The sequence below is a fragment of the Gemmata palustris genome (assembly GCF_017939745.1).
GTDB classification, from domain to species: domain Bacteria; phylum Planctomycetota; class Planctomycetia; order Gemmatales; family Gemmataceae; genus Gemmata; species Gemmata palustris.
Genome location: NZ_JAGKQQ010000001.1, coordinates 8,146,227 through 8,172,647, shown reverse-complemented (window position 1 = coordinate 8,172,647; position 26,421 = coordinate 8,146,227). Strand labels below are relative to the sequence as shown.

The following is a 26,421-nucleotide window of genomic DNA, read 5'->3' as shown; positions in this document are numbered from 1 at the left end:
AACCGCGATGCCGTCACCGTTTCCGGGAATGGACCCGTGGTTGGAACGCCCAATGGTGTTCCCCGACGTTCACCACACGTTGATTACCTACGTGAAGGCGGCGATCAACGCCGCGCTCCCGCCCGGCTACACCGTTTCAACGGCTAATCGCGTGTGGGTGGACGTCGAATCCCGGCGCGAGCCGGACGTCGGTATGTTTGGTCCCGACAAGGCGCCCTGTGGGGAAGCCGCCGCCGCCACCATGACTGCCGCGGGGTTGCTCGTGATCGAGATGGACGAAGTTCTCACGGACCCGATCGAAGAGCCGTATCTGGAGATCGTGCCCGACGAGGGCGACCGGCTCGTCACCGCGATCGAGGTGCTGAGCCGAGCGAACAAGACGGCCGGCGACCGCGGCCGGACTTCGTACCAGTACAAGCAAGGTGAGTATCGGTTATCGAACGTGAATCTGGTGGAGATTGATCTGCTTCGCAGCGGGCCACATACAACCGCTGTTTCCGAGGCGCAGTTGCGTCGTGCGGCTGGTCCTTACGACTACCACGTTTGCATCATGCTCGCGGGCGTCCCGCGCCAGTTCTTCGTTAGCGCGATCAAATTGACGGAGAAACTCCCCGCGATCCCGATCCCACTCGATCCCGGAGTTCCACCGGTCACGGTCGATTTGCAGAAGGTATTCGACCGCTGCTACGACGAGGGCGGTTTCAGCCGACAAGCGAAATACGATCGCAAACAACCGGACCCGCCACTCACACCCAAGCAACAGGTGTGGGCCGAAGGCATCCTCCGCGCGAAGGGGCTGCTGCCGTGACCGAGGACGAAGCCTTCATTCGCGCGATCGTGGACAATCCCGGCGACGACACTCCGCGCCTTGTTTACGCGGACTGGCTCGACGACCGGGACGACCCGCGCGGACCGTACCTGCGCGCGGAGTTCGAGTGGGCAAATATGAAGGCCGGTGGCCCTCGCAGCAAATCATTCACTGAGAAACTTCGTATCGAAAAACAGTTGCGCCGAACTGTCACCGGTTTAGATGCAGTGTGGGGTGCTCGTTTGAGCCGACCACCACTCGGCATTTGCTTCTTCAGCAATTCGGTATTTGAAGAAGGCACGCGAGGTCCGCAACTCTCGTTTGCTGATATCGAAAATGCAGAAACTGAATTCGGGGGCTTCCCTCACGACTACGCTGCATTCCTTCTCAACTATAACGGCGGTAGATTAACAACTTCCGTTAATGTCGGTGGCTTTGAGATAAGTGGGTTTGCGACGATCAATGGCAAGTTCTCATTTCGTGAAATTCTCCGGTGTCTGTCGGATGGTAGTGAGGACGCAGAGCGGAATAAAATCCCCTTCGCATATCAGTTCGGCTACACCAATCATCATTATTGCCATACCGCGATGATCGTAAGGCGAGAGCATGGCAGAGGGCGAATTTCGTACCCAATCTGCTATTATAACAATCCATATGCCAGTAAGATGTATGACGATGACCTGCCGCGCTGCGCAGAAACAACTACCATCGGATAGCCACCAGCTTTGCAACTTTAATTGATGATATTGATACAATTTTCAACTCTAAGTAGTCCGAGTAATGCGAAATGAATAACACGCAATCGACGGAACTGATTTTCGAGCTGTCCAAGTCCGGGCGCCGGTGCCATCGGCTGCCCGAGTGTGACGTGCCCGCGGCGAAGGCGCTCGGCGAGTTGATCCCGCAAGAGCACCTCGCCTCGACTCCGCCCCCACTACCCGAGGTGGGCGAGATCGATTTGATTCGGCACTACACGAATCTGTCGGCGCAAAACATGAGCATCGACACCAACTTCTACCCGTTGGGGTCGTGTACCATGAAGTACAACCCCAAGCGCCACGAGCGCCTCGCCGCGTTCCCCGGTTACGCCAACTTGCACCCGCTGCAGGACGACGACACGACCCAGGGGATGCTCGAAATCCTCTACGAGACGCAGCAGTTCCTCGCGGAGATTTCTGGCCTGCCCGCGGTGTCGCTGCAACCCGCGGCCGGCGCGCAGGGGGAACTCACCGCACTGTTCGTGGCCGCGGCGTACTTCCGCGATAAGGGCGAGACGCACCGCAAGAAGGTGCTCGTACCGGACTCCGCACACGGCACGAACCCCGCTAGCGCCGCGCTCGCCGGGTTCGACACAATCACCGTCAAGAGCGGGACGAACGGACTCGTTGATCTCGAAGACCTGAAATCAAAACTCGGCGACGACACTGCCGTGTTCATGATTACCAACCCCAACACGCTCGGGCTGTTCGAGACGCAGATCAAGACCATCACGGACCTGCTGCACAGTAAGGGCGCGCTCGTGTACCTCGACGGCGCGAACATGAACGCGATCCTCGGCATCACCCGGCCGGGCGACTTCGGCGCGGACATGCAGCACTACAACGTCCACAAAACGTTCACCGGTCCGCACGGCGGTGGCGGTCCCGGCTCCGGGCCGATCGCGGTCCGCGACTTCCTCGCGCCGTACCTGCCGGCACCGGTCGTGGTCAAGGACGGCGCGCGCTTCAAACTCGACTTCGACATGCCGAAGTCGATCGGCCGCGTGCGGAGCTTCTTCGGCAACGTCGGCATCCTGTTCCGCGGGTACTGCTACATCCGCACGCTCGGGCCGGACGGGTTGAAGCAGGTCAGCGAGCAGGCGGTACTGAACGCGAACTACCTGCGGGCGCGCGTCACCGAAGGGTTCGACGTCCCGCACCCGGGGCCGTGTATGCACGAGTTCGTTGCGAGCGCGCGGGCGCTCGTGCGCGAGCGCAAGATCACCGCGAAGGACGTGTGCAAGCGCCTCCTCGACTTCGGGTTCCACGCGCCCACCGTGTACTTCCCGATGGTCGTCGCGGAAGCGCTCATGATGGAGCCGACCGAGACCGAGAGCAAGGAAACGCTCGATGCGTTCGCCGACACGCTCCTGAAGATCAAGGCCGAAGACCCGGAGATCGTGAAGACCGCGCCGCACACGCACATCGTCAGCCGCCCGGACGAGGTGAAGGCCGCCAAGGAACTGAAACTGCGCTGGACCCCGGCAAAATAAGGCCCTATCACCAACGAATGAGAGGTGTATAGTGCCCCCTCATTCGTTGGAGATGTTGCCGTGCCTGCCAATAACGCCCCGCGCCTGATCGTCACGACCACGCTCACTGTGGAGGGTTACGAGGTAGCGGAGTACCTCGGCGTCGTGCGCGGGATCATCGTTCGTGCCCCGTCGATCACGCAGGGCATCCGCGGGGCGTTCAAGAGCTTCCTCGGCGGGAGCGTCGGGGCGTTCGAGGAAGTGTGCGAACAGGCCCGCTCGGACGCCTTCAAGAAGATGGCGCGCCAGGCCGTTGAAATCGGTGCGGACGCGATCATCGGGATGGCCTACGACGCGACCGAGTTCGCTCAGAACACGACCGAAGTGCTGGCCTACGGTACCGCCGTGAAGTTGCGCCCGAAGACCAGCGCGTAACGAGAGGAGCGCGAATGGCACACGTCGCGAGCATCGTGTACCGCCCAAAGAACACCGGGCGCCCGCAGGACCGCTACGAGCGCGCGCCAGCGGACCGCGTCCGGTTGGTCGAATTTCGGGGAATCGAAGGCGACATGAAGGGTAGTTCCACGTCGCGTCAACTCAACGTGATGTGCGCGGAAACGCTGGCCGAACTCGGCGCCGAAGGGTTTCAAGTCGCGCCGGGCGAAATGGGCGAGCAGATCGTTCTCGCGGGCCTCGATCCCGCCGCCCTCGCCGAAGGTACCCACATCAAACTCGGCGAATCGGTCATCAAGGTGGGCATCCTGCGCACCGGGTGCGCCCGCTTCGAGATGATCCAGGGCAAGGCCCGGGCACTGGCTAAAGGCCGGCTCGGAGTGCTGGCCACAGTCGTGACCGGCGGTGAAGTCGCGGTCGGCGACGCGGTCAAAGTGCTCCCCGCCACAAATTAAACAACTCCCCGGCCTTTTCGCCGATGGCGCAGCCTGCTGCGGCAATTCTTGTTACCCGGTGATACGACTACCGCGAACGGTCCTCGCGGATCGCGTGCGTCTCGTACAAGTTCGTGGCCGATACGCGCCCGTCCGCGTCGTAGAACACGTGCAGACTGCCTGCTGCGCCGGTCCACCGGTCGTGCCCGCACCGAATGCCCACCCGATCGAAGTAGGCCAGGTCTTCCGGGTAGACGCCGGGCGGCACGCCAACGGTTTCCCAAACCTGCGATTGTGTCATCCCGACCGTGACCGCCTCGAGGCGCGACCGCTGCACGCTCGGCTCGAGGGGCCGGAATCTGAGACCAATCGCGATCAGAACGACCGCAAGCGTCGCAACGGCCGAGCGAGCGATCCATTTTCGCCGAGCGGATGTCATGCGCACGGACCTCCGGTAGCTTGCGGCGACTCACCTGCCACGGAACGAGCAGACGGTCGAGAATAAACGTATTCAATCAAGGTCCAGTGCCGGGCCGGGTTGGACCGGCGAGCTTCGGATGATCCTCGCCCGACGGATCTTCTCACAGGCGGCCATGTGTCGCGAAATGCCCAGCAGCCAGAGGACACTGACGATGGTTCCGACCGGGCAACCGAACACCAATACCATCACGAACAGGTAGGCCAGCCGCGCCCACGTCTTGTTACCCCGGAACGCGGCCACACCGCCAATAATTCCAGCAAGTCCGGCAACCGCCAAAATCGCCCATAAAGCGGTTGGCGGATCGGCAGTCGGTTCGGAACGGGTGACGATGGTTCGCACGACGCCAAGGAGCACAAACATGCAGCGGAATTCACCACTCTCCCAGCACCTCACCTCCGGCGGGCGAGACTGCCCCCCAGAATGTCGCGACATCGACGCCCACCTGGACCGTCCGCACGCTGCCGTCGGCTAGAGTGACCAGCAGCCCGCTTGAAAATAATGCTTGCGGAACGCGAAAGTCGCAATCGGTCAACTGCGGTAAAATTTGAAACGTCTTGGTGATCAAATTACCCCGTCTGGAGATTCCGGGGGGGAGCGCATCGCCCATTTCAGCGTCGGCGAACGTACTCCCGTGCTGGGTAATGCTGTCGCGCGTCCAACAAGGTACTTGCTGGTAGCTGCCAGGGGGGACAAAGCCGTAACACGTTGGATTTGGCATGTGCCAGTTGAAAGCCGTTGGCCCGCAGCGTGCATAGTGCGTTGTCAGGGCGATCGTTTGCGAAGTGCCATCAGGTATGGAATTCACTAATCTCGCATGTGGCTGAAAAATCAGTTGGTTGAAAGCGTAACTCGTGTCCCCGAATTGTTCGTCTTCATCTCCGCCGCTGTCAGTGGGTGTTCCCGGACTCCCCTTCTTGGAAGCGAAGAAGCTCGGATCAGCCTCACTCTGGACCTGCCGTGGCCGCCACCGCTTCGTACTGGCACTCTCCAAGAAGTTGCCCATTTCCAAGTAGGGAAACAGAGACTGAAGCAGTGATTCCCCGGCGGAGGGAGGAGCCGCAACCGCGTTTGGCAACCGGCCGTCGTGGGCGTCGGCAAACGAGTGGGAGGCGAGGACGAACTGGCGGAGCTTGTTTGCCTCGCGCATCCGCGATGCGGCTTGTCGCACCTTTTGCACTGCGGGTAGGAGCAAGCCAATTAGCGTCGCTATAACCGCAATGACGATGATCATTTCGATCAACGAGAATCCGCTACGCTTCGCCACAGGCTCCTCCTGTTGTCTGACCACCTGGTTACGGGACAATCAAATTCGTTGGCAAGATTTTGTTCGCCATTGACACGGCCGCGCCGCTGCCCATTGGCGGTGCGGGGAACACGTCGATCTGAACTCCGGTCACCGTATCGCCGGTAGTTAGCCCGACCGCCATTGTCGCCCAGTTCCCGTTCGGAAGAATCGGGGGGGGCTTTCAGCTGAAGTAGTTTTGGAGCCCGGGCGACTCCCGCTGGACTCTTTGAAGAGACAATGATTTGGACGGAGTCAACTCCCGTGCAGTTAGCCCAGGTACCGGCGACCGAGACCGTGCCGGCGAATGCTCCAGCGGCTGGTGCGCCGATGTTTGCGGTTTGGGCGGGCGGTTGGGCGTGAGCAAATAGATTGCAACCGGCCAACACTACCAAAGAAAGCGCAACTTTCGCAAGAACACGGCGATTCATCGACGTTCCAAATTCTGCGGCTTGGCATTCGTGCCGAATTGTTATCCGTCAGCAGACAGAATTTACTCAGAATTTATCGTCCTGTCAATATTCGAGCAACCACGTCGGGTACACGGGTAGACCGACAACCACACGTCGCCGCTCTTCGTGCGTGAGCGTCCGACCACGGATGCCGAGCGCAGCGGCGCGGGCGGCCAGTCAGAATATGTGTGAAAGTGACGACTTCGTGCGAAGCCCTGCGCCCGGCCCACGAGCCTCGCACGAAGTCGCTCACACCGGAGATATTTGAAAGCACTACTGGAGCAGTGCTCCCCAAGATGAGTTGGTGGTAGGTGCTCTGCTGGCGCAGCGTCGTCCGGCTGCGAGGCAGCGAGCAAAACGCCCGCGCGAGAACGAGGCCAAATTACCTCGGCTCACGTGCGAACACAAGACGCGCAACTACTTCTTTGCTTTGCCCTGCTGCTTGGGTGGGTGTGGCGTGCCGCCCTCGCGCCTCTGTGCCTTCATGAAATCGTAAAGGCGTTCGGCGGCCGAGTCCCACGAACCGCCCCGCGCTTTCGCGATGATGCTCGAAAGCTCGTCGGCCGCGTCCGCCGGGAGCTTGCCCGCGTCGCGGTAGCCCGTGAGTCGCTGCTCGCACTCGGTCAGGCGCTTTTCGTCGCGGTTCCGAACGGCGGTATAGAGGGCGTCCACCGTGTTGAAGACTTCTTCGCTCGTCCCGATCTGCGCCGGGCGGTTGAAGTAGGCGATCAACCCCGCCAGCGCCGCGACCGCGAGCAGCCCCAGCAGCACGTACACCGCGACCGCGTTGCGGTTCGTTCCCTCCGCGTGCTCAGTAGTTGCCATCGACCACCTCCCCGCCGTCCCGCGTCGAGAGCGCGACCCAGGTATTCGGCCGAATGAACGTGGTGACGAACCGCACCGAGCCGTCGCCCATCAGTATGTTGCAGCCGTTCCCGTGCTCGCCCCACATTTCGTCCGTGTGCCCGAACGGGTCGTTCGGCGCGTGGATGATGACTTCGGGGTGGTCGTGCGTGTCCGGCCCACTGTGAATTCCGACCAAGCACCCGGCGCCGTTGTTCTCCGACGGCCAGGGCCGCAAATCGAGGCGCGGAGGAGTCACAGCACCGGGTACCACGCCCACCCACGTTTTGTTGCTCAGGATCGAACTGTGTTCGCCAATGAAGATCGTGTTTGAAAGGCCGTCGCTCACCATCGCTACGCTGACCCGCGAGTTGCGGTAGAAAGGGCCGTCGATCCGGGCGCGCGTGCCGCCGTTGGCCGCGACCGGTTCGGGAACGTCGTAGTCGTAGCAGTACGCGGTGTCACGGCCCCACGGCTGGTGAATGCCCGCGTTCGTGACGTAGTGACTGTGGGCGAAGAACACGCGGCTCCCGTCGGCGCGCGTGATTGGAACGCCGTGCTCCATGTCCGCACCCGCGCGCTGCACGTCGAAGCCGTCACTACCGCCGGTCGCCGATGGGCACAGGAACGCGGCTACCTTCGTGCGTGCTGCGGCCGCGTTTACAGGAGCCCAACACGGCTGTGCCATGTCGAACTGCCGGTACAAGTTGTCCTGCTCCAGGTACGGGAGCAGGAGCATCCCCCACGCCCAACCCGGAGGGCCGTTCCGGTACTGGTCGCCGTAACTGATGCCGAACGAGGAGCCATCAACAGAGGTATTCGCGGTCACATACGCAGGCGCGAACACCTTGTTCACCCCCTCGTAGTTGTGCAGCGCCAACCCGATCTGCTTCAAGTTGTTTGTGCATTTCAGCCGCGAAGCAGCCTCGCGCACCTTTTGAACGGCGGGGAGCAGGAGCCCAATGAGGACCGAGATGATGGCGATCACCACCAACAACTCGATCAGCGTGAAGCCCGAAGACCGTATGCGTTTCATCTGAACCACTCCGTGAATAGGTCAAGTGAAATCGATCATTAGCTTAACCTAATTTAACACTTCGTCTAGACGATTCAGATAAATTCGCTCCGCCGAATCCGAGATAAGGTGCAACGGCCGGGAAAGCGTGTCGTGCTACACTTGAGCAATGCTGCCCACGCGGAATACGACATGCAGACCGAGGCCGAAGCGTTCCTTCAACGAATCCGGGCCTACCCGGACGACGACGCGCAGCGACTCATCTTCGCCGACTGGCTCGACGAAGAGGGCGACCCGCGCGGGCGGTTCATTCGTGTGCAACTCGCCCTCGCGCACTTGCCCGAACGCGACCGCGCCCGCGACAAACTGGTCAGCGAGGAGCGGCTGTTGCGCGAGGCGCATTACGAGGAGTGGACGGCCCCGTTCCGCGGGTTGGTCAGCGGTCCGGTGTTCCGGCGCGGGTTCGTGGACGAAGTGAAGGTCGAAGCGCGGCAATTTCTCCGGCACGCGCACGAGATTTTCGCGGCCGGCCCGGTGCGGCACATTCACCTGCTCGATGTCGGCGGGAGCCTACCGGCCGTGATGCAGTGCCCGTATCTGAGCCGGTTATCGGCACTGACCGTGTACGCGCAGCACGCGGGCGAGCCGTTGGCGCGGGCGGTCGCGCGCTCGCCCCACCTCGTGGGCCTGAAGGTGCTTCACCTGGGCCGCAACCGGTTCGCCGACGACGCGGCCGAACAGCTCGCCGCGTCACCAGCTCTCGCGGGACTCGAAGAACTCGATTTGAGCGAGAACGAGATCGGCGAAACGGGCGCCCGCGCGCTCGCCGCGTCCCCGCACTTGAACCGATTGACCAGCCTCGAATTGCGCGAGAATCGCCTCGGTCCGGCCGGGGCGGAGGCGCTCGCGGGTTCCGAGCGCCTCGTCGCGCTCCGCCGATTGGGGCTGAACGACAACGGCATCGGCGCGCCGCGCTTGCACTCGCTCGCACGCGCCCACGACCTACTCCGCATCCCGGTACTGGATCTCGCGTTAAACGACCTGACCTTCATGGGACTGCAAGCCATTTTCGCCCGGCCCACGAACGCGGACCCCGCGACCGTGCGCCTCGAAGAACTGCACCTCAGCTCCAACCCGCTCGACGACGCGGGTGCTGCGGTTTTGGCCAAATGCTCGCACTTGGGAAACCTGACCGCGCTCACGCTCTCCAATTGCAACATCGGGGACGAGGGCGCACGAATATTGGCCAACAGTCCACATTTGAACCGCGTGACGGTCCTCGATCTGGCAAATAATCCGATCGGCGATACCGGGTTCCGCGCGATCCATAACAGCACCCACTGGCGCGCGCTGCGCCAACTGCTCTACTCGCCCGCTGGTGCCTCGCACGAAATGCGGAGGATGCTGGACCAGAACTACAATCGCCCGCCGCGTGCGTAAGCAGCCACGAAGTAGCTCGGGCTGTTTTCATGCCACTTCCGCAATTTCGGCGCAATGCCAATATGCACACTACGCGAAATGTGGTACCATGAACCGGAGGAATGAAGCCATAACACCCCAAACAAGGTGCTCAGCGCGCGTCCGAGCAAGCAAAATTCGCGTTCAGGGCCGGAAATGTTAGCGATTGTTAGCCGTCGAACAACTCGGCGAAGGCACGCTATAACGACGATAGCCTGGAAATACCAGTGATCGGCAGCACACACCTGCCAGCAACGACTCCCCGGCCCGAAAATGTTAGCAAATGTTAGTGGAACACGAAGCCCGCAACCAGCCCGATTAATCTATTTAATTTAATATTGTTTAAAATAAATAGATCGCAACCGTCAACCAGACTCTCTCCCATTAATGCGATTGTGTCCTGCTCTCGCCCTTTTCCCGCTCCTTTTCTAAATTATCTACTGTCCGCACCGGACACGGAGTGCCGCGCGCCATGCCGACGGAAATCGACTGGAGCCCGACCGTCGATCCGTCTGAACTGGTGCGCCAGACTCGGGATACCCTCGCCTCCGGCGCGGTCGTTGTGCTGCCGGGCGATTGCGGGTACGTGGCACTGTGGCGCCCGGGTGCGGCCGTCAATTTGCCCGCGCCCGCACTCCTCGCGTGGGGACCGGACGAGGCCGCAGCTCTGGGCGCGAGCGTCCCCCCCGCGGCCCGGCGACTGATGTTCCGGGCGTGGGCCGCGCCGCTCGTCATCGAGGTGCCCGCGGCCGCGTACATCCCGGCGAGCGCGAACGGCTTCGTGCGGTTCCGCTACCCCGGACACCCGCTGTTCGACTTGGTGGTCCCGGCCGTTGCGGAACTCGGACCGGTCCTGGTCGCCGACACCGGTGACGCGACCGCACGGGCCGCAGCAGAGCGGTTGCGCCAAACGGTTGAGCTGGTCGTGAACGCGGGCACGCGAAATGCCAACGCGAAGCCGACCGTGGTTCGGGCCACCGACGCGGGCTACACGATCACCGAGCCGGGTGCGTTCCCGGGCGAAGAGATCGCGCGTCTGGCGGCGCGAATCATCCTGTTCGTCTGCACCGGGAACACGTGCCGCAGTCCGCTCGCCGAGGGATTGGCGAAGAAATTGCTTGCGGACCGACTTAAATGTACCGTGGACGAATTACCCGCGCGCGGGTTCTGGGTGCTGTCGGCGGGGGTCGCGACCTATGGCGGCAGTCCCGCGGCCGCGGAATCGTGTACGGTCGCGGCCGAGTACGGCGCGGACCTGAGCACCCATGCGAGCCGCCCCGTAAACGCGCAACTGTTGCTCGCCGCCGACGATGTGATCGCGATGACGCAGAGTCACATGTACGCGATCGCGGCTCGGTACCCCGACACCGGCCCGGTCCCGCGACTCCTGTGCGGGACCGAAGACTTGGACGACCCGATCGGGGCGGGGCCGGACGTGTACCGAGCGTGTGCCGAGACCATCTTTCGGCACCTGGAGCGGATCCTTCCAGAATGGGTGGTGTCATGAAGGTCGCCGTGGGCAACGACCACCGCGGGGTGAACGTCAAACTGCGCGTGGTCGGCTTGCTGACCGAACTCGGTCACGAAGTTCACGACCTCGGGGCGACCGGACCCACGGGCGTGGACTACCCCGACTACGCGATCCCGGTGGCCGAAGAGGTGAGCACCGGTAAGGCGGACCGGGGCGTTTTGATCTGCGCCACCGGCCACGGAATGTGCATCGCCGCGAACAAGGTGTGCGGCGTCCGGGCCGTGAACTGTCGCGACGTGATCGACGCCGAACTGAGCCGCCGACACAACGACTCGAACGTCGTGTGTGTTGCCGCCGACCTGCTTGGCGAGGACCAGATCGAGCGGATGGTTCGCGCATGGCTCGTCACCGATTTCGAGGGCGGGCGCCACACCCGCCGCCGGGAGAAGGTCACGGCTTACGAAAAGGCACACGAACCACCGGCGTAAACGAGTTCACCCCTTGGTCCGCGGGGCGGGCCGCACCCGTGCGAGCCACCCGAGCCCCGCCCCTCCCGCAGAAGACAAATCATCGGCTGGCACCGACGCGGCCACGCGCACCCGCGTCGCCCATATCGTCACCGCACACAGCATTAGCGCCTGCGCGTTGACCAACAGCCCACGTAGTGGCCACGGACTGGACACTTTTAGAAGTACCACTCCGAGAACGAACCCGATCACCGCACCCGCCCGCACCCGAGGGAGCCGGGACGGGTCAGCCGCGATCGCGAGGAGCACTACCGCCGGGACGACGAGCGGAACTAGATGGTACACTTCCAAATACGGGTTCACCGCGACCGGTCCGAGAACGAGCAGCGACACGTGCGCCAGGACGCGCGTCCCGTCGCGTTCGCTCTTGCCCCAGGACGTAGCGGCCCCCGCCAGTCCGACCAGCACCCACGCCGCGCACACCGCAAGCGCAATCCCCTTCGCGGTCCCCGCGTCGCCGGGGGCCGCATACGCAGCCGCCTTGTCGAGCGAGATCAGGATCGGGTGCTTGTGCTTCAACTCCGGGTCGGTCGCGCGGGTCAGTTCACCCGCCCAACCGCGGTACACTTCACGGGAGCCATCCGCGCCGAACGCGACCACGGGCACCGCCACCCAAAGTACGAGCGAGCACGCAGCCGCCGCGACGAAGGCGCGCCACCGGCGCGTCCAAGCCAGATACGGGAGCACTAATATGGGGAGCACCTTCAGCGCAACCGCGAGCGCGAACCAGAAGCCCGCGGCCACATCGCGCCGGCGCGTGAGCGCAGCGCACCCGAACAGAATCGTCGCGAGGACGACCAGGTTGCAGTTAATGGACCGCATGTCCCATTGGAAGTAGTACGCGGCGACGAGATGCGCGAGCGGCAGGAGGCAGAGCAACCCGGGGCGCCGGTACAAGCCGAGAGTGCGCGCGAGGGTGAAGTAACAGGCTACTGCCGCGAGCCCCGTGAGCGCGAGCCAGAGTGACGCGGCTACCGCAAACGGAAACACGGTGCCCGCCGCGTGAATCGCGACGGCCGGCGGCGGGTACGGAAAGTTGGCCGTGTACTGGTGCGTCTCGACGACGTGGCGGCTCGAGTGATACAAGATGCAGTAATCGACGGCCGACTGCGGCCACGGAGCGGCGCCGAACAGCGTGCGCGCGGTGAGATCGAACAGGAGCCACCCGACCAACCCGACAACGGCGGCGACGTCCCACCGCCGCCACGCACGTTCGTATCCCATTCGCATCCAGCGAACCCCGCGAGCCGGCGGTGAGCCGGAGAGTATTGAGAATTAGTCGGGCGTCGCGGTTTCGAGCCTGTAACGAAAAACGGGCCCGCCACTTTCGGCGCGCCCGTTATGACACAAACAGCGGTCGCAGTCTATCCAACTTACCCCTGCGCCTTGTACATCCAGGCGAGTACGCGGGCGCAATGTTCATCCCGCCGCGAACGATGACTCCCTCGCAGCGCGAAGCGCGCGACAGAATCTGCACGCACCCGCGCTAAATCACGTACTGCAACGGTTGGCCCGAATCGACGAGGTGAGCAAGCGTGGTCTGTTTGAGGATCGCGGCTTGACTCTTGAGGAACTCGTCGTGCGCGATGCGGACGCGGTCCCACACGTCGTCGAGCGCTGCGGCCAACGGCGACGCGGGCTTGCGAGCCTTGGTCCGCGTACCGGCCTGTTCGGTGCCCTCGACCGCCGCGACCACATCGGCCAGGGTGATGTCCGCCGGGCGCTTCGCGATGTGGTACCCGCCGGCCGCACCGCGGGTGCTCGTGACCAGCCCGGCCTTGTTCAACTGGATCAGAATCTGCACCAGGAACCGGGGCGACGAAATCCCGTGCTTGTTGGCGATTTCCGTCAATCGCACCGGCTTCGGGTCGCCGTACTGTGCGGCCAGCTCCAGCATCGCGAGACACGCGTACTCGGCGCGAGCGGAAAAAAGCATTGTGAAAGTCCCAAGTCGTAAAGTCGAACGTCGCAAAGTCGAGGGCCACAAGATCCGGGCCTTACGCCGTTCGACTTTCGTCAGATGCCTTCCCCGTCCTTGACCTCGATCACGTGCAACCCGCACTCCTTTTTGACCTTCCCGGCCCAGCGCCCCGCCCGATCGTCCTCGCCCTCGGCGACCGGGCGCGTACAGGGCCAGCAGCCGATGCTCGGGTAGTCGCGATCGTGGAGCGGGTTGTACGGCACGTCGTTCTTGTGGATGAAGCCCCACACGTCCTTCTTCGTCCAGTTCAGCAGCGGGTTCAATTTCACGAGATTGAATTTCGCGTCCCACTGCACCACATCGGCCTTCCCGCGATCGGTGGTCTGGTCCTTGCGAATGGCCGAGATCCACGCGAGCGGGGCGATGCGCTCCACCGCGAGGCGCAGGGGAAGAACCTTCCGGTCGTAACAGCACTGGTCGGGGCGGTGCGAGTACAACGGGCCGCCGTGCTCGGCTTCGTACTCCGCGACCGTCAGTTCGGGGCGGATGAACTCCACCTCGATCCCGTACTTCTGCTTGATTCGTTCGCGGAGCTCGAGCGTTTCCGGGAACTGGTAACCCGTTTCGAGATTGATGACCGTCGTGGCGGGCTGAATTTCGGCGAGCATGTGAATGATGCAGCAGCCTTCCGCACCGAACGCGGTCGCCATCAATAAGCGCGGGTGGAATCGCTCGGCGGCCCAGCGCAACACGGCTTGCGGCGACGCGGACCGGAGGCGCTCGTTTGCTTCCGCGATCTCCTCCATTGTCGCCTGCTTCACCGACATCCTGCACTCCTGGCCGATTCTAACAGAACCCGCATTACTATCGTAAGGATTATATACCTCAAAGAAAAGGCGAACGGTTAGTGTGAGCCACCAATCTTGGGCGAATGCCCCTAAAAATGGCCACCGGTCGGTGCGAGGCGGCCCGGGAACAGAGCGAATCCTTCGCGTCCGCTCTCCGGGCCGTCTCGCACCGACCGGTGGCCGGTGTCTTTCAGATCAATACCGGGTCAGATCCTGCGTGATCTGCCGTTGCGTTTCCGGGTCCGTGCCGACGTACATGTGCAGGTGGTCCTTGTCGATGTAGATGACTTGGACCCGCTGCTTCTTGACGTAGACCGGGAACGGGTAGTCCGACTGCACCAGTTCGGTGTAATAAATCACACATTCCCAGTGGCAGTGGTGGAGTTGCGCCTGGCCGACGAGCGGGAAGAAGCGCGGCGGATCGATCTTGTCCACGAGCCGGTTCTTGACGATCACGATGTCGTCGCGGAACGTCTCGTAGAAGTACGGCACGCCGCGCGGGTTCCGCGGCATCGCGCGGAGCACTTCTTGGTCGCTCGGCGCGTCCTCACAGATCGGGTCCGGGTACCCGGCGCGGAGCGGCGGCATGATCGGCACGCGCCCGTCGTTCTTGTGGTTGAGTTTCTGCTCCATCCGCTCCGCGGTCCACGGTTGCACCGGGACCGGCGTGAGGAAACCGAGCGTGAACGGGTTGCAGCCGGAGGCGCCCGCGAGGACGCCCACCGCCAGTACCCAGAGTTTGCGACGAATCCAGGACATACTCCCCTCCGAGCCTTGACGATTTAGCCGCGTGTGCCTGATGTATCGTCCACGCGGCGCGGAGAGTTTAAGCCGAAGTTCCAAGTTCTCACTTCCGCGTAGAAGATTTCAAAACCGTGTTGGCAGCCCGGGCAAGCGGCGCAAAATACGGGCGTGGAGCCTCGCCCGAATCCGAACGAGAACTCGGCGCTATGGTCTTTCTCTCGCGCATCTACACGAAGTCCGGCGACGGCGGTGAAACGGGCTTGGGTGACGGCTCGCGCGTGCCAAAAGACGCAGCGCGCGTCGAAGCCTACGGCGAAGTGGACGAACTGAATTCCGTTCTGGGCCTCGTTACTGCGAACTGCCCGGACTGTCCCGAAAGCAAGCTCCTGCGGGTCATCCAGAACGACCTCTTCGACGTGGGAGCAGATTTGTGCGTGCCGCAAGCTGATGGCGAAGGATCCGGAAAAGCACTGCGCGTGGTGCCCGCACAGTACGAGCGATTGGAGTGGGCCATCGATCGGTTGAACGAGGGGTTACAACCACTGAGGAGTTTCATTCTGCCGGGCGGAACGCCGGCCGCCGCGTGGTTGCATCTGGCGCGAACCGTGTGCCGACGGGCCGAACGCGCGGTGGTCACCCTTCAACGCACGGAGCAAGTCAACACACACGCGCTGATCTACCTGAACCGACTCAGCGACTTTTTGTTCGTGCTCGCCCGCGTCACGAATGACGGCGGAAAGGGAGACGTGCTTTGGGTTCCGGGAGCGAGCCGCGAGGGATAATGCACGGCGAAGAAGAGCCGCAGACAACGCGGATGAACGCAGATCAAATCGAAGAGCGAATTTGAGCATTGCCTTCTGGTTTGATCTGCGTTCATCCGCGTTGTCTGCGGCTCTTCTCTTCCCACACCTGCGCTCTGTTACTTCTCCAGGCCGCCGGGCGCACCGCCGTAGAAGTGACACGAAGCACACGACTTCGTCAGTCCGGTGAATGCCTCGGTCGCGGCCTTCTTGTCTTTGCCCCCGGCCGCCTTGCTCAGCGCCGTTGTGCTCTCGATGTACTTCGCGGGCGACGTGTAGTTGAGATTCACCTTCTGGAACGCTTCGCCCATCGCGACGAACGCCTTCACGTCTTTGGTGATCTCCTCCCAGTCGGGCGCGTCCTTCTTCAATTCTGCGGCAGTGCGCGCGTGTGGCGATTTCGCCCCGTGGTGGGCGTCCTTCATCATCTTGCCGAGATCCTTCTTCGTCAGCTTCGCATCAGTCTTCTTCGGCTCGTCGGCGGTCAAACCGTTTGCGGCCAGCAGTGCGGCGCCGAACAGTGAGAGCGCGAATACAAATCGTCGCATGGCTCATCTCCTTGAATCGGGACAGGGTTACTTTTTCTCGTTTTTTTGAAGCAAATCCGCGGGAGCGAAGTCGTCCGGCTTGACGCGCGCGGTGGCCGCGAAGAACCCGACTGATGAGCGCCGCGTGTATCCGACCGCGTGCCACAAGTTCTTGTCGCTCGCATCCCGCACGAAGATCATTGGCTCGCTACGCACTGTCAGTTCGAGAAGGCGGGCGACCGGGGTGTCGAACGAAATCGGCACCAGTTTCATGCTCGCGCCATAGGCCGCGACCCGTGGGCCGTCCGTATTGAACGACGCCTGATCCACGAATACGAATTCGAGCGGCCCTTTCGCGCCGTAAATCAGCTTCTCTCGCAGGGCATCGGGCACGACAGCGACCAACACCGGTTGCCGGTGAAAGAACTCCACGAACGTCTCGTGTCGATCGGAAACGATGGTGATGTCGCGGGCCGGGTTCGTCAGCACGAACCGGGCGTCTTTCGCAGCGCCCGCGTTCTCGCCGGCAGGCTTATCAGTGGCGGCATCGGCGAGGACCGCCGGTGCGGATCGCGCCCACGCGGCGCCGGTCGATTGTGCCCCGTTGGTCTCGACGGACTCCAGCGGGAACGGCTTCGCGGGCGACACCGGTGACACGATCCGAGGGCCGTACCCGCCGCACGCCCACACGGTCGCAGCGCCGGCCCCGGCGACTCCAACGGCGGTGAGCAGAGCCACCGCCACTGTCCTGAGTTTGCTTGAAAACATGGTTCGTATTACCTCCTTCGCCAGCGCCTCCGCGCTGGGCGAAGGGTGGCTCAACAACACGGAACACGTGAGCGCCGGAACCGCGGATGCGTGATTCGTTCCGAGAGTTGCAGCCAATCCCAGTGCCGGAACCACGACCCCGCGGCGCATCAATCGATCGGCGAGCAGCGCACGCCCGCGGGCCAGGCGGCTCGCAACCGTCCCCTCGGACCACCCCAGGCGCCCGGCCGCTTCCGACCGGGTGCGCCCCTCCAGGTCACAGGTCACCACCGCTGCCCGGTAAGCGTCTGGTAGGCCACTAAGCTCCTGGTCGATCACTTCGCGCAGGTCGTTATTCACTGGCTCCGGCCCCGGTACTTCGACCGTGAGTTCCTGCACCCGGCGCCGCGAGTTCGTATCGCGCCCGCGCCGGGCCACGTTCACCGCGACGCCGTAGAGCCAGTTGCCAAGTTGGTTTCGCGGCCGAACGGCTTCGGCCTTGCGGAGCAACACGATGAACACCGCTTGAAAAGCGTCGTCCGCATCAGTGTCATTACGGAGCACACGCCGGCACACCCCGCGGACCATCGGCCCGTGGCGCTGAACGATCGCGGCGAATGCTTCGTCCGCGATTTGGGGAACGCCGCGGCCGACCTCACGGTGCGCGAGGAAGTCGCCGAGCAGGTGTTCGTCGGTCGTCTCGCCCTCGCGATTGGAGAGCCGGGATTGCAGTCGCTGAATCAGGGAACGCATGCGTGACACTCGCGGAGCCCCGCGAGCGGCCGACCCGCGGTTCTGTCATTCTTTCCCGCGACTCGGGGGGAATTGATCCCAAAAAAGTGCGCGAAGTGAAAAAAGAACCGCCTCGCCAGTGCGAAGCGGTTTGAAGTGCGTCCGGGCAAGTACCGCCTACGGTGCGATCCAGGCGCGATTAATGTAGATGACGTTGTCCGACGAACTGGAGTATTCGCCCTTGATCTTGACCCGGTCGCCCGCCTTCAGAGTGGCGATTTGTTTCTTGGCGTCGGACGGGAGGGTCACCTTGATCCGAACCGTGCTCTTTTTCAGGTTACCAACGACATAGAGCGACTGGTCACCGTCCTTGCTCTCGATCAGTGCGCTGGTGATGGTAATCGGTTTGTCCTTGTATTTTTCATCGGTCGCTTCGTTGCCCCGGCCGTACTCTGCGATCAGGGTTGATGCCGTTACGGTCGAGGAAAGATCGGCGCCGGCGCTGTCAAAGGTCGCGTTCGCGATGTTGATTTCCAACCCGCCAAACGTCCCGTTGCACTTTCCCTTGAATTTCGCGGTCTGGCCGCGCGAAATTCCCAACACCTTATTGGTGTCGGACTTGGCCACGAACACACGAACCGTCGTAGCGAGCCGGCCGGGCGAGGCCGGGACACCGTCCAGGATCACCTGGAGTTCGCCCTCGAAGCCGTAGGTAAAGTCGTTTAGTTTCCCTTCGACGAGAACGGTCTTGTTCTTGTACTTTTCGTCCGCGGTGGTCACGTTGTCCTTGTACGCTTGAGCCAGATCCTCGGCCGTAACCGAAGTGCCGCCCGGCGGGTACTGCTGCGCGAACTTGACGTCGTTCAGCTCGCCCTCGCGTAGCGCCGCTCCACTCTTGGGGTGCCATTCCTTCGCCTGGAGGCGCGCGTTTCCGTCGGCCGTCGGATGGAACGCCGCAATGAGGTAGTCGTCGCCGTTCTGCCACAGAATCGCGCGCTTCTGGCGAACTTTGTCCGACCAGACGTCCGTGCGCCCGGGATCGGCCGCGAACACTTTCGGCAAGTCGGCATCGGTCGCGATCCGCCCGGTGCCCAATTTCGCGTCGGTCTCGGTCCGGGTGGCGGTTCCGACTTCCAGTTCGCCGTAAGTGAGAGCACCGACCCGGAAATTGATCTTGTCGACCGCCTCGACAAAGTCGTCTTTGGCCTTCTTCGCCTTGCTGTAGAGCCACCACCCGCCGTACCCGGCTCCGCCGCAGCACGTCAGCAAAGTGCCGCACAGAATCGCGACGATAATAATCGGCCCCTTTCCACCCTTCTTGCCCTCGGGCCGGTCATCGTCGCCGTCGTCGCGCGGCCGGCGGCGACGAACCGGTCGGTCGTCGTCTCGACCGGCAGCCCCTCTCCTGGTGCTCGGTCGATCGTCTCCGTTGCGCTCGTCGCGCGGGCCTCGGCGCCGTGCGGGCCGGGCCTCCTCGTCGTACTCATCGCCCTCGGGCACCGGAGTTACGGGCCGCCCGACGATCTTCCCACCCTTGGGAGGGGCCGGTTCGTCGGGTACGCCGAACAGCTCGGGGGGCGGTTCCGGCGCCGGTTCGGGAAGTGGCAGCGCCGGCATTACGGCGCGCGAGGGCGGGGGCACCGGGGCACCCGGTTGCGACGCGGGGATCACGCCCCCGCACTTTGGGCACCGCACCGCGCGCCCGGCGAACTCGTCCTTCACCGACAGCGTCGCCGAACACGACGGGCACACCAAACGCACCGGCATCGGCCTCTCCTCAAAAAGCGTGGGAACGCGCACGAGGCGCGGGTCGCGTGCAGTCGAGTGTATACGCCCGTCCGCGGGGCGAAACGAAAAAAAGCCCGGCAATTGCCGGGCTTCTCCCCGTCGTGCGACGGGCTTTTACGCCTTGATGATGTCCTTCACGGTCATGTTGGCGGGGATCATCGGGAGCACGTGCTCCTGGTGCGGCACGTGGACGTTCAGCAGGAACGGCCCGGGCGACTCGATCATCTCCACGAGGGCCGCGTCCAGATCGACCTTGTCGGTGACGCTCTTCGACGTGACCCCGAAGCCCTCGGCGATCTTGCAGAAGTCCGGGTACGGCGGTTGGTCGTCGCCCGCGCCCAAGTAGGTGTGACCGCGGTTCGAGCCGAAGAACCGGTCCTCCCACTGCATCACCATGCCGAGGTGCTGGTTGTTGAGCAGCAGCACCTTGGCCGGGATCTTCTCGGCGTAAGCGGTCGCCAGTTCCTGAACGTTCATTAGGAAGCTGCCGTCGCCGTCGATGTCGATGACGAGGTTGTTCGGGAACGCGACCTTCGCCCCCAGCGCGCTCGGCAGCCCGAAGCCCATCGTGCCCAACCCGCCGCTCGTGATCCACTTGCGCGGCGTGTTGAAGTGGAAGAACTGCGCCGCCCACATCTGGTGCTGGCCCACGCCGGTCGTGATGATCGTCTCGTTGAGCTGGTTCCGATCGCGGAGGATCTCCCACAGCCGCCGGATCGCGTACTGCGGAATGATGAGGTGTTCCGGCTCCGCGAACTTGAGCGGCTCGGCCGCGCGCCAGGCGTCGATCTGCCGCCACCAGTCCGGGTAGCGCCCGCCGGCGGTGAGGTCCGCGTTCTTCGAGTCCTTCAACATCGTGTTGAGGTCCGTCAGCGCGTGCTTCAGGTCGCTGTGGACCGGGACGTGTGCGAACTTGTTCTTATGAATTTCGCTCTGATCGATATCGATGTGTACAATCTTACCGTGCTTCGCGAACTCGGTGAGTTTGCCCGTCACGCGATCATCGAACCGCACGCCCAGCGCGATGAGCAGGTCGGCCTCGTTGACCGCGTAGTTGGAGTACACCGTGCCGTGCATGCCGAGCATTTGCAGGCACAAGTAGTGGTCGGACGGGAAGTTACCGAGCCCGTGAACGGTGAGACCCACCGGCGCGCCGACCAGTTCCGCGAACTCCTTCAGTTCCGCCGCGGCGTCGCTGTGCGTCACCCCGCCGCCGGCGTAGATGAACGGTTTCTTGCTCGCGCGGATCGCCGCGATCACGGCTTCCAGTTCCGGGCGCGTGGCCTTCCGCATCGGCCGGTACCCGGGCAGGTCCATCGGCGGGTCCCAGTCCGGCACGATGGCCTTGATCTGCACGTCCTTGCACACGTCGATGAGCACCGGCCCGGGGCGCCCCGTCGTCGCGATGTGGAACGCTTCCTTCACCACGCGGGTGATGTCCTCGGTGCGGGTGAGCAGGTAGTGGTGCTTGGTGATGCCGCGGCAGATTTCGACCATCGGCGTTTCCTGGAACGCATCGTTCCCGAGAACGGCCGTGGGCACCTGCCCGGTGATCGCGATGAGCGGGATGGAGTCCATCTTCGCGTCGGCGATGCACGTCACGAAGTTGGTGGCGCCGGGGCCGCTGGTCGAGACGCACACGCTCGCTTTACCGGTGGTGCGGCTGTACCCGTGGCCCATGAACCCGCCGCCCTGTTCGTGGCGCGGGAGGATCGTGCGGAGCTGGCCCGTGACGCGCGTGAGCGCTTGGTGGATCGGCATGCTCGCGCCGCCGGGGTACGCGAATACCGTATCGACCCCGTGCCGGATGAGGCTGTGAACAAGGATGTCGGCCCCACTCATGGGGGTGTTGGCGGGGGTCGGGGTCGTGTTCGGATCGGCCATTTCTGGTCGCCTGGTTAGTGGGAGGGCGCGAACTCTCTCGACATCGAGAAATTAGTATACTGCCCGATCGCCGGTCCGGGAACCAATTCGAGCGAAGATGTGGGCGGCGCCCTCACCCTTCGGCCGCCCTCAATCGAATCGCATCGGCCGGACAAACGAGTTCGCACACGGAACACGACACGCAGTCGCGGGGCCGCGGGAGCCACGGGCGCGGGCCGCCCATCGCGAGGCAGTCCGCCGGGCACGCGGTCACGCAGTCCCCGCACCCCGTGCAGCGGGTCGCGTCCAGGACCGGCAGTTCGGCCAGCGGGTTCATTCGTGCAACTCGTCGTCCGCGAGGTCGATCACGTCTTCCGCCGGCGCCGGGCGCCGCGGGCGCGGTTTGGGTTTCGGCTTGTCGGGCGGCGCTGCGGGCTCGGTAACGATCCCCGCGCGAACCGTCGCGGCGCCCATCAGCCCACTGACCACGTCTTCGAGTACGGGCCGGGTGAGTGGCGGGAACAGGGCGTAGCGCGCGCCGAGGTCGAACAGCGATGCGGTCCACGCGACACGGTCTGCGTCGTTGAATTTCACGTCACTCACCGCGATCACGGGCACGTCGGGGCACAGCCGGTTCGCGTCGGAAATGATTTCGAGCGCGGGCGATTTGTCGTCGGCCGGGTCCACTTGAACCACCAGTACCGACGGGCGCCGGGCGCGAACGAGCGCCACCGCACTCTCGGCGGACCACGTCCCGCGCACCAGCCACGCATTTTCGGTCGTGAGATCGCCCAACAGTCGGGCGATCCACCCATCCGTTTCGACGATTACCAGTTGCGGCGCACGCACGACGACATCCTACCGGGGACCGACGGCTAACATTCGCTAACATTTTCGGGGTGCCAGATTGTTAGCCATTTCGCCACAAGCCCCGCGACGCAATCCAGTTGCAAGAAACCAGGCGCGGGCCGGACGTTAGCCATCTTGCTCGCGAACGACCCGCGACCGCGAGGGAGCGAGAGGCACAACCGGCATCTAACGAGCCGCGACCGCAACAGTAGTTTCAAGGCGTTGCGTTGGTTGTAAGTGTATTGTGTGGCAGGGTAATACATCGTGTGCGTGGGTATCGTGAGCGGATCCGTTGCGTGAGCCAGTCGAGCATCTCGGCCAACGGGAACTGGGCGACCCAGGCGGTCGGCGCGAGCCCGCGTGCCCGAGCGATCCGGAGCGTCAGGTACACCCACACCTGGCGCAACAGCAGGGCCACGCCCTCGAGCAGCAACCGGTACTCGGGGTTGGTGCTGGTGGTCCACCCGCGGGCCTGGTTCTTCTGCCGATAGCTGGTCTCGATCCCGAACCGCTCTCGGTACCGCCGGCGCCCCAACCGAGCCCGGTTCGCCTCCGACACGGCGGTCGCATCGCCCCACCCGCGGAACGCGTACACCCGGGCGTGCGATTCGCCCTTCCGTTGCCACACGAGCACCCGAGTCGATACCGCCTTGCGGCTCTTCTCGGTGACCCACTCCATGGTGGTGATGGTGCCGTGGGGTTGGGTGTAGCTGGCGTTGCGGCGGTTGGTACCGGTGCCCTTCTTGCGCATCGGGACCGTGTAGCTCAGGTTCCGTTCCTGCAACAGCAACAGGGTCTCCCCGCTGTCGAACCCGGCGTCCAGAACCACCCCGCGGACCGTGAGCCCGCGGGCCGCCACCTGGTCCAGAAGGGTCTGCACCTGCTGGTGCGGCTTGGTTCCTTTCGTCACGCTCATCAGCCCCACGGTGTACCGCCGGTGCTTGTGAATCAGTACCCCGGTGGCGTACGCGTGAAAGAACGAGGTCCCGGCCTTCTTGGGTCCGCCGATGATCCCCGGGGTGCTGCGATCCCCATAAAAGGGGACGTAATGCACATCGATGGCACACGTCCACCGGCGCCTCCGGTCCCGGCGCGTGAACCCCGCCACCTGGTGAAGGGCATCCACCAACCGGGCCGTGAGTTGGTCCCGGGAACCCCGGTTGGCGTGCATCGCCTGTCGCGCGGTCTCGTGGGAGAACCCGAAGTACCGGGTCACTACCGCGAACAACGTGCGGGTGGTGCCCGCGATCAACAGCACCAGGTCGAGCAACTGGGTGCGCGTGACCGACCGCTTGTAGTCGGTCCAACCCAGGGCCCGTTCCAACGTTCGGCGCGTCAGTGCGTGGACCACCGCCGGGGTGATCGTAGAGTAACCACGTCGCATGGGAGGCTCCCGTTCAAGTGCCTGAGAACCTTGAACTTAGGAACTCCCATGCGGCACTGCCAAATCACTTGAAACTACTGGCAAGGGAGCGGGAGGCGCAACTCGTTTGTCGGCACAGTTCAACGCACGGGAAGCCCCGCTCCCTTGCGGTCGCGGCTCGTTCGCCGCGGCTCGAATTTCGGCCAACGTCGACATCCGTCAGCAGCGCGGCAGTTGTTACCCGGTTTGGCTAACAATCATCCAAAAACCACGTTTTCTGGCTAACATTTCGCCAATAATGGCTCCAAATACTCCACCACTCACCGACCCGTTCGACGCGCAATTAGCCGACTATTGCAATCGAGATATTACCACACCACCCTATGTGAACACAAGTACAAATTCGGGACACACAGGGCTTCCGCCCTGTGCTACGAAAGTCGGCCCCTCCGGGGCGAAGACAACAACCCACCAACCGCAGCGGCGCGGTCGGCGCCAATCACGCACATCTCGTTCTCGCTACGGCGGTGAGAACCAATGCCTTTCCGCCCCGGAGGGGCCGGCGTTTGTAGCACAGGGCGGAAGCCCTGTGTACCTGCGACACCCTGTGCATCTATGACTTGCGGTGGCCCGTTCATTCCTTGCGCGGCTTCGGCGGTTGAGGCGGAATCGGGATGCCGAGCGCGTCGAGCCGGCGCCACAACTTGGCGCGGAACACCCCGAGCAGTTCCGCCGCTTCCGTCTGGTGGTTGTTCGCCTTCCGCAGAGCGAGTTGAATGATTCGCTTTTCGACCGCTTCGAGAATCGCGTCCAAGTTCAGTGATTTCGGCGGCCCCGCGCGCATGAGTCCGGCCTTCAGTCGAAGTTCGTGCGGCAGATGCTCGCGCAGAATCGGTCCGGTTCTCCCCTCCCCTGCGGCCTCGTGCAACACGTCCACTAATTCGCGCAGGTTCGACGGCCACGTGTGCCCCCGCAACACGGCGAGCGCGGCCGGGTCGATGGTGCGATTCAGAAGCCGCGTTGCGATTCGTGGGATGTCTTCGAGGCGTTCGCGCAACGGCGGAACGTGCAATTCAAACGCAGAAAGAGACGTCTGGAACGCGGGAACCAGTTCGCCGGTCGCGACCGCGGCTTGTGCGGTACGTTCGGAACCGCAGACGAGCCGCGCGGAAGTGGGTTCGGTGAAGTGATCCGCGAGCCGCTGCTGCATGTCGCGTGGGAGCGCACGCGGCTCCTTCAGGTACACCGTACCCAGGCGATCCGAAGCACTCAGCCCGCCGTGACCGAACAGCAAGCTCTCGATCAGGTACGGCTGGAGCCCGGCACAATCGATCGCGACGAACGCACGATCTCGGAGCGCGCTCGTGTGGTGAACGACGCGGGCCACGGTTTCTTTTCCGCTGCCAACTTCGCCCACGATCCACACCGGCGCGGCGATCTGGGCCGCGAGCCGCGTTTGGGCTACCAATCGCGCGGAGGCAAGTGATTCTCCTGCGAGAAGATCCGGGCTGAAATGCGTCGCGCGCCGGTCCCGGAGCGCGGCCACACTCGGGGGCACCTTCCGCGCGGCCGCGGGAACCGGTTCACCAACCACCGCGATGAACCCGACAAAGCCGAACAGCGCGTCCCCCGCTTTCGCCGGCCCCGGTGCAGCTTCGCGCGGGCTGCCGTCACCAGCGAGCGGCGCGAACGTCACGTCCCACCACGGCGGGCCGTTGCGCCCAGGCGGTGCGGGCCTTCGCGCGCGGTCAGGGCGCCCCGCGAGTGCTTCTGGTGTCGGTGCGAGCGCTGAGGCGAGTGGCGTGCTGTGCCGGCGCTGGGAACAGACCATTCCGAGTGCTTCCGCGAGCTTCACGCCCGCGAGTTTCTCCCACGCGGGGTTCGCGTACCGCAACCGCCGACTCTTTCCGAGTACGAAAATGGGCGTCGCAGATTGGTGGAAGAAGGCGCGCCACGCGAACCCGCTCGAATCGGCCGGACGGCCCCTACCGGACGGTGGCGGCGTGGACATAGGAGAAGACACAAGTGAGTGAAGCCGAGAAGGGGCGAATGTAACCGTTCTTTTCGTTCTGACAGTCTATCCGCGCCCGCCCGCGAAGAGAACTCGGCTCTCGTCAGTGGCGACTTCGAGCGCGCGGGAATACAGCAACCAGCGACACTTCGCGCTGCGCCTCCAACTCTCGCGGTGACTCATGGCCGACGTCGAAATACCCGACCCGAAGGAAGCCGAGGAAAAGGCCGGCGACCCGTTCACCCGGCAAATCGCGCTGTGCGTGGCCGTGTACGCGGTCGCGCTGGCGGTGACCGCGCTGGGCGGCAGCAACGCCGGCAAGGACATGGTGATGGCCCAACAGCAGGCCAGCAACCAGTGGGCGTATTACCAAGCGAAGGTGATGCGCGAGAACATGTACGTCCTGGAAACCGAGAAGTTGCAACTGGACATGGACCTGCTCGGCACCGAGTTGAAGCCCGCCCAGCGCGCCCGAATGGAACAGTCGCGGAGCAAGTACCAGGCGAAAGCCGAGGAGTACAAGAAGGAAAAAGAAGAGATCATGGCGGAGGCGAAGAAGCTCGAAGCCGAGCGCGACGTGGCCGCCCGGCGCGACCCGTACTTCGACTACGCCGAGGTACTGCTCCAGATCGCGATCGTGCTCGCGTCCGTCGCGATGCTCTCGGGCAAGCGCTGGGCGTTCTACGGCAGCCTCGCCCTCGCTGGTTTGGGTGCTCTACTGTGCGCGAACGGCTACGGACTATTCCTGAAACTGCCGGGACTGGGGTGAATTGG

27 protein-coding genes are annotated in these 26,421 nt (G+C 63.6%); 10 read left to right on the top strand and 17 right to left on the bottom strand.

The features are described 5' to 3' along the window. The first annotated feature begins 7 nt into the window (after positions 1-7). From J8F10_RS33920 to J8F10_RS33900, 5 genes are all read left to right on the top strand, one after another. On the top strand, positions 8-808 hold the full coding sequence (locus J8F10_RS33920; RefSeq protein WP_210661420.1) for a DUF4058 family protein: 801 nt from the start codon (positions 8-10) through the stop codon (positions 806-808). Further along, entirely contained in the window at positions 805-1,524 is a 720-nt protein-coding gene (locus J8F10_RS33915) for a TIGR02996 domain-containing protein (protein ID WP_210661418.1), read from the top strand. The genes J8F10_RS33920 and J8F10_RS33915 overlap by 4 nt, the downstream gene beginning before the upstream one ends. 71 nt (positions 1,525-1,595) lie before the next feature. Next, complete coding sequence (gcvPB, locus tag J8F10_RS33910; protein ID WP_210661416.1) at positions 1,596-3,059, top strand: aminomethyl-transferring glycine dehydrogenase subunit GcvPB; 1,464 nt, start codon at positions 1,596-1,598, stop codon at positions 3,057-3,059. A gap of 60 nt (positions 3,060-3,119) precedes the next feature. Continuing rightward, positions 3,120-3,473, top strand: a complete 354-nt coding sequence (locus tag J8F10_RS33905; RefSeq protein ID WP_232069566.1) for a YbjQ family protein — start codon at positions 3,120-3,122, stop codon at positions 3,471-3,473. Positions 3,474-3,487: 14 nt separating this feature from the next. Continuing rightward, positions 3,488-3,946, top strand: coding sequence for an MOSC domain-containing protein (locus tag J8F10_RS33900; RefSeq protein WP_210661412.1), 459 nt, complete (start codon positions 3,488-3,490; stop codon positions 3,944-3,946). A 67-nt stretch (positions 3,947-4,013) separates the two neighbouring features. On the opposite strand, the gene J8F10_RS33895 is transcribed toward J8F10_RS33900, so the two are convergent. From J8F10_RS33895 to J8F10_RS33875, 5 genes are all read right to left on the bottom strand, one after another. Next, positions 4,014-4,364, bottom strand: a complete 351-nt coding sequence (locus J8F10_RS33895) for a hypothetical protein (protein ID WP_210661410.1) — start codon at positions 4,362-4,364, stop codon at positions 4,014-4,016. Between the two features lie 72 nt (positions 4,365-4,436). Continuing rightward, on the bottom strand, positions 4,437-4,766 hold the full coding sequence (locus J8F10_RS33890) for a hypothetical protein (RefSeq protein WP_210661409.1): 330 nt from the start codon (positions 4,764-4,766) through the stop codon (positions 4,437-4,439). A 10-nt stretch (positions 4,767-4,776) separates the two neighbouring features. Then, on the bottom strand, positions 4,777-5,670 hold the full coding sequence (locus J8F10_RS33885; protein ID WP_315854214.1) for a type II secretion system protein: 894 nt from the start codon (positions 5,668-5,670) through the stop codon (positions 4,777-4,779). A gap of 887 nt (positions 5,671-6,557) precedes the next feature. After that, the gene (locus tag J8F10_RS33880; RefSeq protein WP_210661407.1) at positions 6,558-6,965 is read right to left on the bottom strand and encodes a hypothetical protein; all 408 of its coding nucleotides are present in this window, start codon (positions 6,963-6,965) and stop codon (positions 6,558-6,560) included. Beyond that, on the bottom strand, positions 6,952-8,019 hold the full coding sequence (locus J8F10_RS33875; protein ID WP_210661405.1) for a DUF1559 family PulG-like putative transporter: 1,068 nt from the start codon (positions 8,017-8,019) through the stop codon (positions 6,952-6,954). Before J8F10_RS33875 ends, J8F10_RS33880 begins: the two co-directional genes overlap by 14 nt. Before the next feature lie 141 nt (positions 8,020-8,160). Between J8F10_RS33875 and J8F10_RS33870 the strand changes: the two genes are divergently transcribed. The 3 genes from J8F10_RS33870 (at position 8,161) to rpiB (ending at position 11,415) form a co-directional block, all read left to right on the top strand. Next, positions 8,161-9,438 carry a TIGR02996 domain-containing protein gene (locus J8F10_RS33870; RefSeq protein WP_210661403.1) on the top strand — a complete coding sequence of 426 codons (1,278 nt, stop codon included), beginning with the start codon at positions 8,161-8,163 and terminating at the stop codon, positions 9,436-9,438. Between the two features lie 490 nt (positions 9,439-9,928). Beyond that, positions 9,929-10,963: an arsenate reductase/protein-tyrosine-phosphatase family protein gene (locus J8F10_RS33865; RefSeq protein WP_210661402.1), complete on the top strand. Its 1,035-nt coding sequence runs from the start codon at positions 9,929-9,931 to the stop codon at positions 10,961-10,963. Beyond that, a complete protein-coding gene (gene rpiB, locus J8F10_RS33860) occupies positions 10,960-11,415 on the top strand; it encodes a ribose 5-phosphate isomerase B (protein ID WP_210661400.1) in 456 nt (151 codons plus the stop codon). Before J8F10_RS33865 ends, rpiB begins: the two co-directional genes overlap by 4 nt. 6 nt (positions 11,416-11,421) lie before the next feature. Here the strand turns inward: rpiB and J8F10_RS33855 are convergent, their stop codons facing one another. The 4 genes from J8F10_RS33855 to J8F10_RS33840 all read right to left on the bottom strand — a co-directional run bounded on the left by J8F10_RS33855 (position 11,422) and on the right by J8F10_RS33840 (position 14,982). Beyond that, positions 11,422-12,684 carry a glycosyltransferase family 87 protein gene (locus J8F10_RS33855; RefSeq protein ID WP_210661398.1) on the bottom strand — a complete coding sequence of 421 codons (1,263 nt, stop codon included), beginning with the start codon at positions 12,682-12,684 and terminating at the stop codon, positions 11,422-11,424. 256 nt (positions 12,685-12,940) lie between these two features. Further along, positions 12,941-13,390, bottom strand: a complete 450-nt coding sequence (locus tag J8F10_RS33850; RefSeq protein ID WP_210661396.1) for an RrF2 family transcriptional regulator — start codon at positions 13,388-13,390, stop codon at positions 12,941-12,943. A gap of 80 nt (positions 13,391-13,470) precedes the next feature. Further along, entirely contained in the window at positions 13,471-14,202 is a 732-nt protein-coding gene (locus J8F10_RS33845; protein ID WP_210661394.1) for a phosphoadenylyl-sulfate reductase, read from the bottom strand. Between the two features lie 216 nt (positions 14,203-14,418). After that, positions 14,419-14,982 carry a hypothetical protein gene (locus J8F10_RS33840; RefSeq protein WP_210661391.1) on the bottom strand — a complete coding sequence of 188 codons (564 nt, stop codon included), beginning with the start codon at positions 14,980-14,982 and terminating at the stop codon, positions 14,419-14,421. Between the two features lie 191 nt (positions 14,983-15,173). Between J8F10_RS33840 and J8F10_RS33835 the strand changes: the two genes are divergently transcribed. Next, a complete protein-coding gene (locus J8F10_RS33835; RefSeq protein WP_210661389.1) occupies positions 15,174-15,749 on the top strand; it encodes a cob(I)yrinic acid a,c-diamide adenosyltransferase in 576 nt (191 codons plus the stop codon). A gap of 137 nt (positions 15,750-15,886) precedes the next feature. Here J8F10_RS33835 and J8F10_RS33830 read toward each other — a convergent pair whose 3' ends face one another. From J8F10_RS33830 to J8F10_RS33790, 8 genes are all read right to left on the bottom strand, one after another. Further along, positions 15,887-16,315: a cytochrome c gene (locus tag J8F10_RS33830; RefSeq protein WP_210661387.1), complete on the bottom strand. Its 429-nt coding sequence runs from the start codon at positions 16,313-16,315 to the stop codon at positions 15,887-15,889. 27 nt (positions 16,316-16,342) lie between these two features. After that, a complete protein-coding gene (locus J8F10_RS33825; RefSeq protein ID WP_210661384.1) occupies positions 16,343-17,794 on the bottom strand; it encodes an RNA polymerase sigma factor in 1,452 nt (483 codons plus the stop codon). A gap of 156 nt (positions 17,795-17,950) precedes the next feature. Next, positions 17,951-19,540 carry an OB-fold protein gene (locus tag J8F10_RS33820; RefSeq protein WP_210661382.1) on the bottom strand — a complete coding sequence of 530 codons (1,590 nt, stop codon included), beginning with the start codon at positions 19,538-19,540 and terminating at the stop codon, positions 17,951-17,953. Between the two features lie 135 nt (positions 19,541-19,675). Next, positions 19,676-21,445: a biosynthetic-type acetolactate synthase large subunit gene (ilvB, locus tag J8F10_RS33815; RefSeq protein ID WP_210661380.1), complete on the bottom strand. Its 1,770-nt coding sequence runs from the start codon at positions 21,443-21,445 to the stop codon at positions 19,676-19,678. Between the two features lie 112 nt (positions 21,446-21,557). Beyond that, positions 21,558-21,761: an ATP-binding protein gene (locus J8F10_RS33810; RefSeq protein ID WP_210661378.1), complete on the bottom strand. Its 204-nt coding sequence runs from the start codon at positions 21,759-21,761 to the stop codon at positions 21,558-21,560. Continuing rightward, positions 21,758-22,273 carry a hypothetical protein gene (locus tag J8F10_RS33805; protein WP_210661376.1) on the bottom strand — a complete coding sequence of 172 codons (516 nt, stop codon included), beginning with the start codon at positions 22,271-22,273 and terminating at the stop codon, positions 21,758-21,760. Before J8F10_RS33805 ends, J8F10_RS33810 begins: the two co-directional genes overlap by 4 nt. 214 nt (positions 22,274-22,487) lie before the next feature. After that, complete coding sequence (locus J8F10_RS39535) at positions 22,488-23,657, bottom strand: transposase (RefSeq protein ID WP_246522717.1); 1,170 nt, start codon at positions 23,655-23,657, stop codon at positions 22,488-22,490. Positions 23,658-24,270: 613 nt separating this feature from the next. Continuing rightward, positions 24,271-25,647, bottom strand: a complete 1,377-nt coding sequence (locus J8F10_RS33790) for a sigma 54-interacting transcriptional regulator (protein ID WP_210661374.1) — start codon at positions 25,645-25,647, stop codon at positions 24,271-24,273. A 181-nt stretch (positions 25,648-25,828) separates the two neighbouring features. Here J8F10_RS33790 and J8F10_RS33785 point away from each other — a divergent pair, with 181 nt between their 5' ends. Further along, entirely contained in the window at positions 25,829-26,416 is a 588-nt protein-coding gene (locus J8F10_RS33785; RefSeq protein WP_210661372.1) for a DUF4337 domain-containing protein, read from the top strand. Positions 26,417-26,421: the final 5 nt, after the last annotated feature.

Coding starts and splice junctions, on each gene's coding strand:
- J8F10_RS33920 (WP_210661420.1), top strand. CDS start 8: ATGCCGTCACCGTTTCCGGGAATGGACCCGTGGTTGGAACGCCCAATG.
- gcvPB (WP_210661416.1), top strand. CDS start 1,596: ATGAATAACACGCAATCGACGGAACTGATTTTCGAGCTGTCCAAGTCC.
- J8F10_RS33900 (WP_210661412.1), top strand. CDS start 3,488: ATGGCACACGTCGCGAGCATCGTGTACCGCCCAAAGAACACCGGGCGC.
- J8F10_RS33895 (WP_210661410.1), bottom strand. CDS start 4,364: ATGACATCCGCTCGGCGAAAATGGATCGCTCGCTCGGCCGTTGCGACG.
- J8F10_RS33890 (WP_210661409.1), bottom strand. CDS start 4,766: ATGTTTGTGCTCCTTGGCGTCGTGCGAACCATCGTCACCCGTTCCGAA.
- J8F10_RS33880 (WP_210661407.1), bottom strand. CDS start 6,965: ATGGCAACTACTGAGCACGCGGAGGGAACGAACCGCAACGCGGTCGCG.
- J8F10_RS33875 (WP_210661405.1), bottom strand. CDS start 8,019: ATGAAACGCATACGGTCTTCGGGCTTCACGCTGATCGAGTTGTTGGTG.
- J8F10_RS33865 (WP_210661402.1), top strand. CDS start 9,929: ATGCCGACGGAAATCGACTGGAGCCCGACCGTCGATCCGTCTGAACTG.
- rpiB (WP_210661400.1), top strand. CDS start 10,960: ATGAAGGTCGCCGTGGGCAACGACCACCGCGGGGTGAACGTCAAACTG.
- J8F10_RS33855 (WP_210661398.1), bottom strand. CDS start 12,684: ATGCGAATGGGATACGAACGTGCGTGGCGGCGGTGGGACGTCGCCGCC.
- J8F10_RS33850 (WP_210661396.1), bottom strand. CDS start 13,390: ATGCTTTTTTCCGCTCGCGCCGAGTACGCGTGTCTCGCGATGCTGGAG.
- J8F10_RS33845 (WP_210661394.1), bottom strand. CDS start 14,202: ATGTCGGTGAAGCAGGCGACAATGGAGGAGATCGCGGAAGCAAACGAG.
- J8F10_RS33840 (WP_210661391.1), bottom strand. CDS start 14,982: ATGTCCTGGATTCGTCGCAAACTCTGGGTACTGGCGGTGGGCGTCCTC.
- J8F10_RS33835 (WP_210661389.1), top strand. CDS start 15,174: ATGGTCTTTCTCTCGCGCATCTACACGAAGTCCGGCGACGGCGGTGAA.
- J8F10_RS33830 (WP_210661387.1), bottom strand. CDS start 16,315: ATGCGACGATTTGTATTCGCGCTCTCACTGTTCGGCGCCGCACTGCTG.
- J8F10_RS33825 (WP_210661384.1), bottom strand. CDS start 17,794: ATGCGTTCCCTGATTCAGCGACTGCAATCCCGGCTCTCCAATCGCGAG.
- J8F10_RS33820 (WP_210661382.1), bottom strand. CDS start 19,540: ATGCCGGTGCGTTTGGTGTGCCCGTCGTGTTCGGCGACGCTGTCGGTG.
- ilvB (WP_210661380.1), bottom strand. CDS start 21,445: ATGGCCGATCCGAACACGACCCCGACCCCCGCCAACACCCCCATGAGT.
- J8F10_RS33810 (WP_210661378.1), bottom strand. CDS start 21,761: ATGAACCCGCTGGCCGAACTGCCGGTCCTGGACGCGACCCGCTGCACG.
- J8F10_RS39535 (WP_246522717.1), bottom strand. CDS start 23,657: ATGCGACGTGGTTACTCTACGATCACCCCGGCGGTGGTCCACGCACTG.
- J8F10_RS33790 (WP_210661374.1), bottom strand. CDS start 25,647: ATGTCCACGCCGCCACCGTCCGGTAGGGGCCGTCCGGCCGATTCGAGC.
- J8F10_RS33785 (WP_210661372.1), top strand. CDS start 25,829: ATGGCCGACGTCGAAATACCCGACCCGAAGGAAGCCGAGGAAAAGGCC.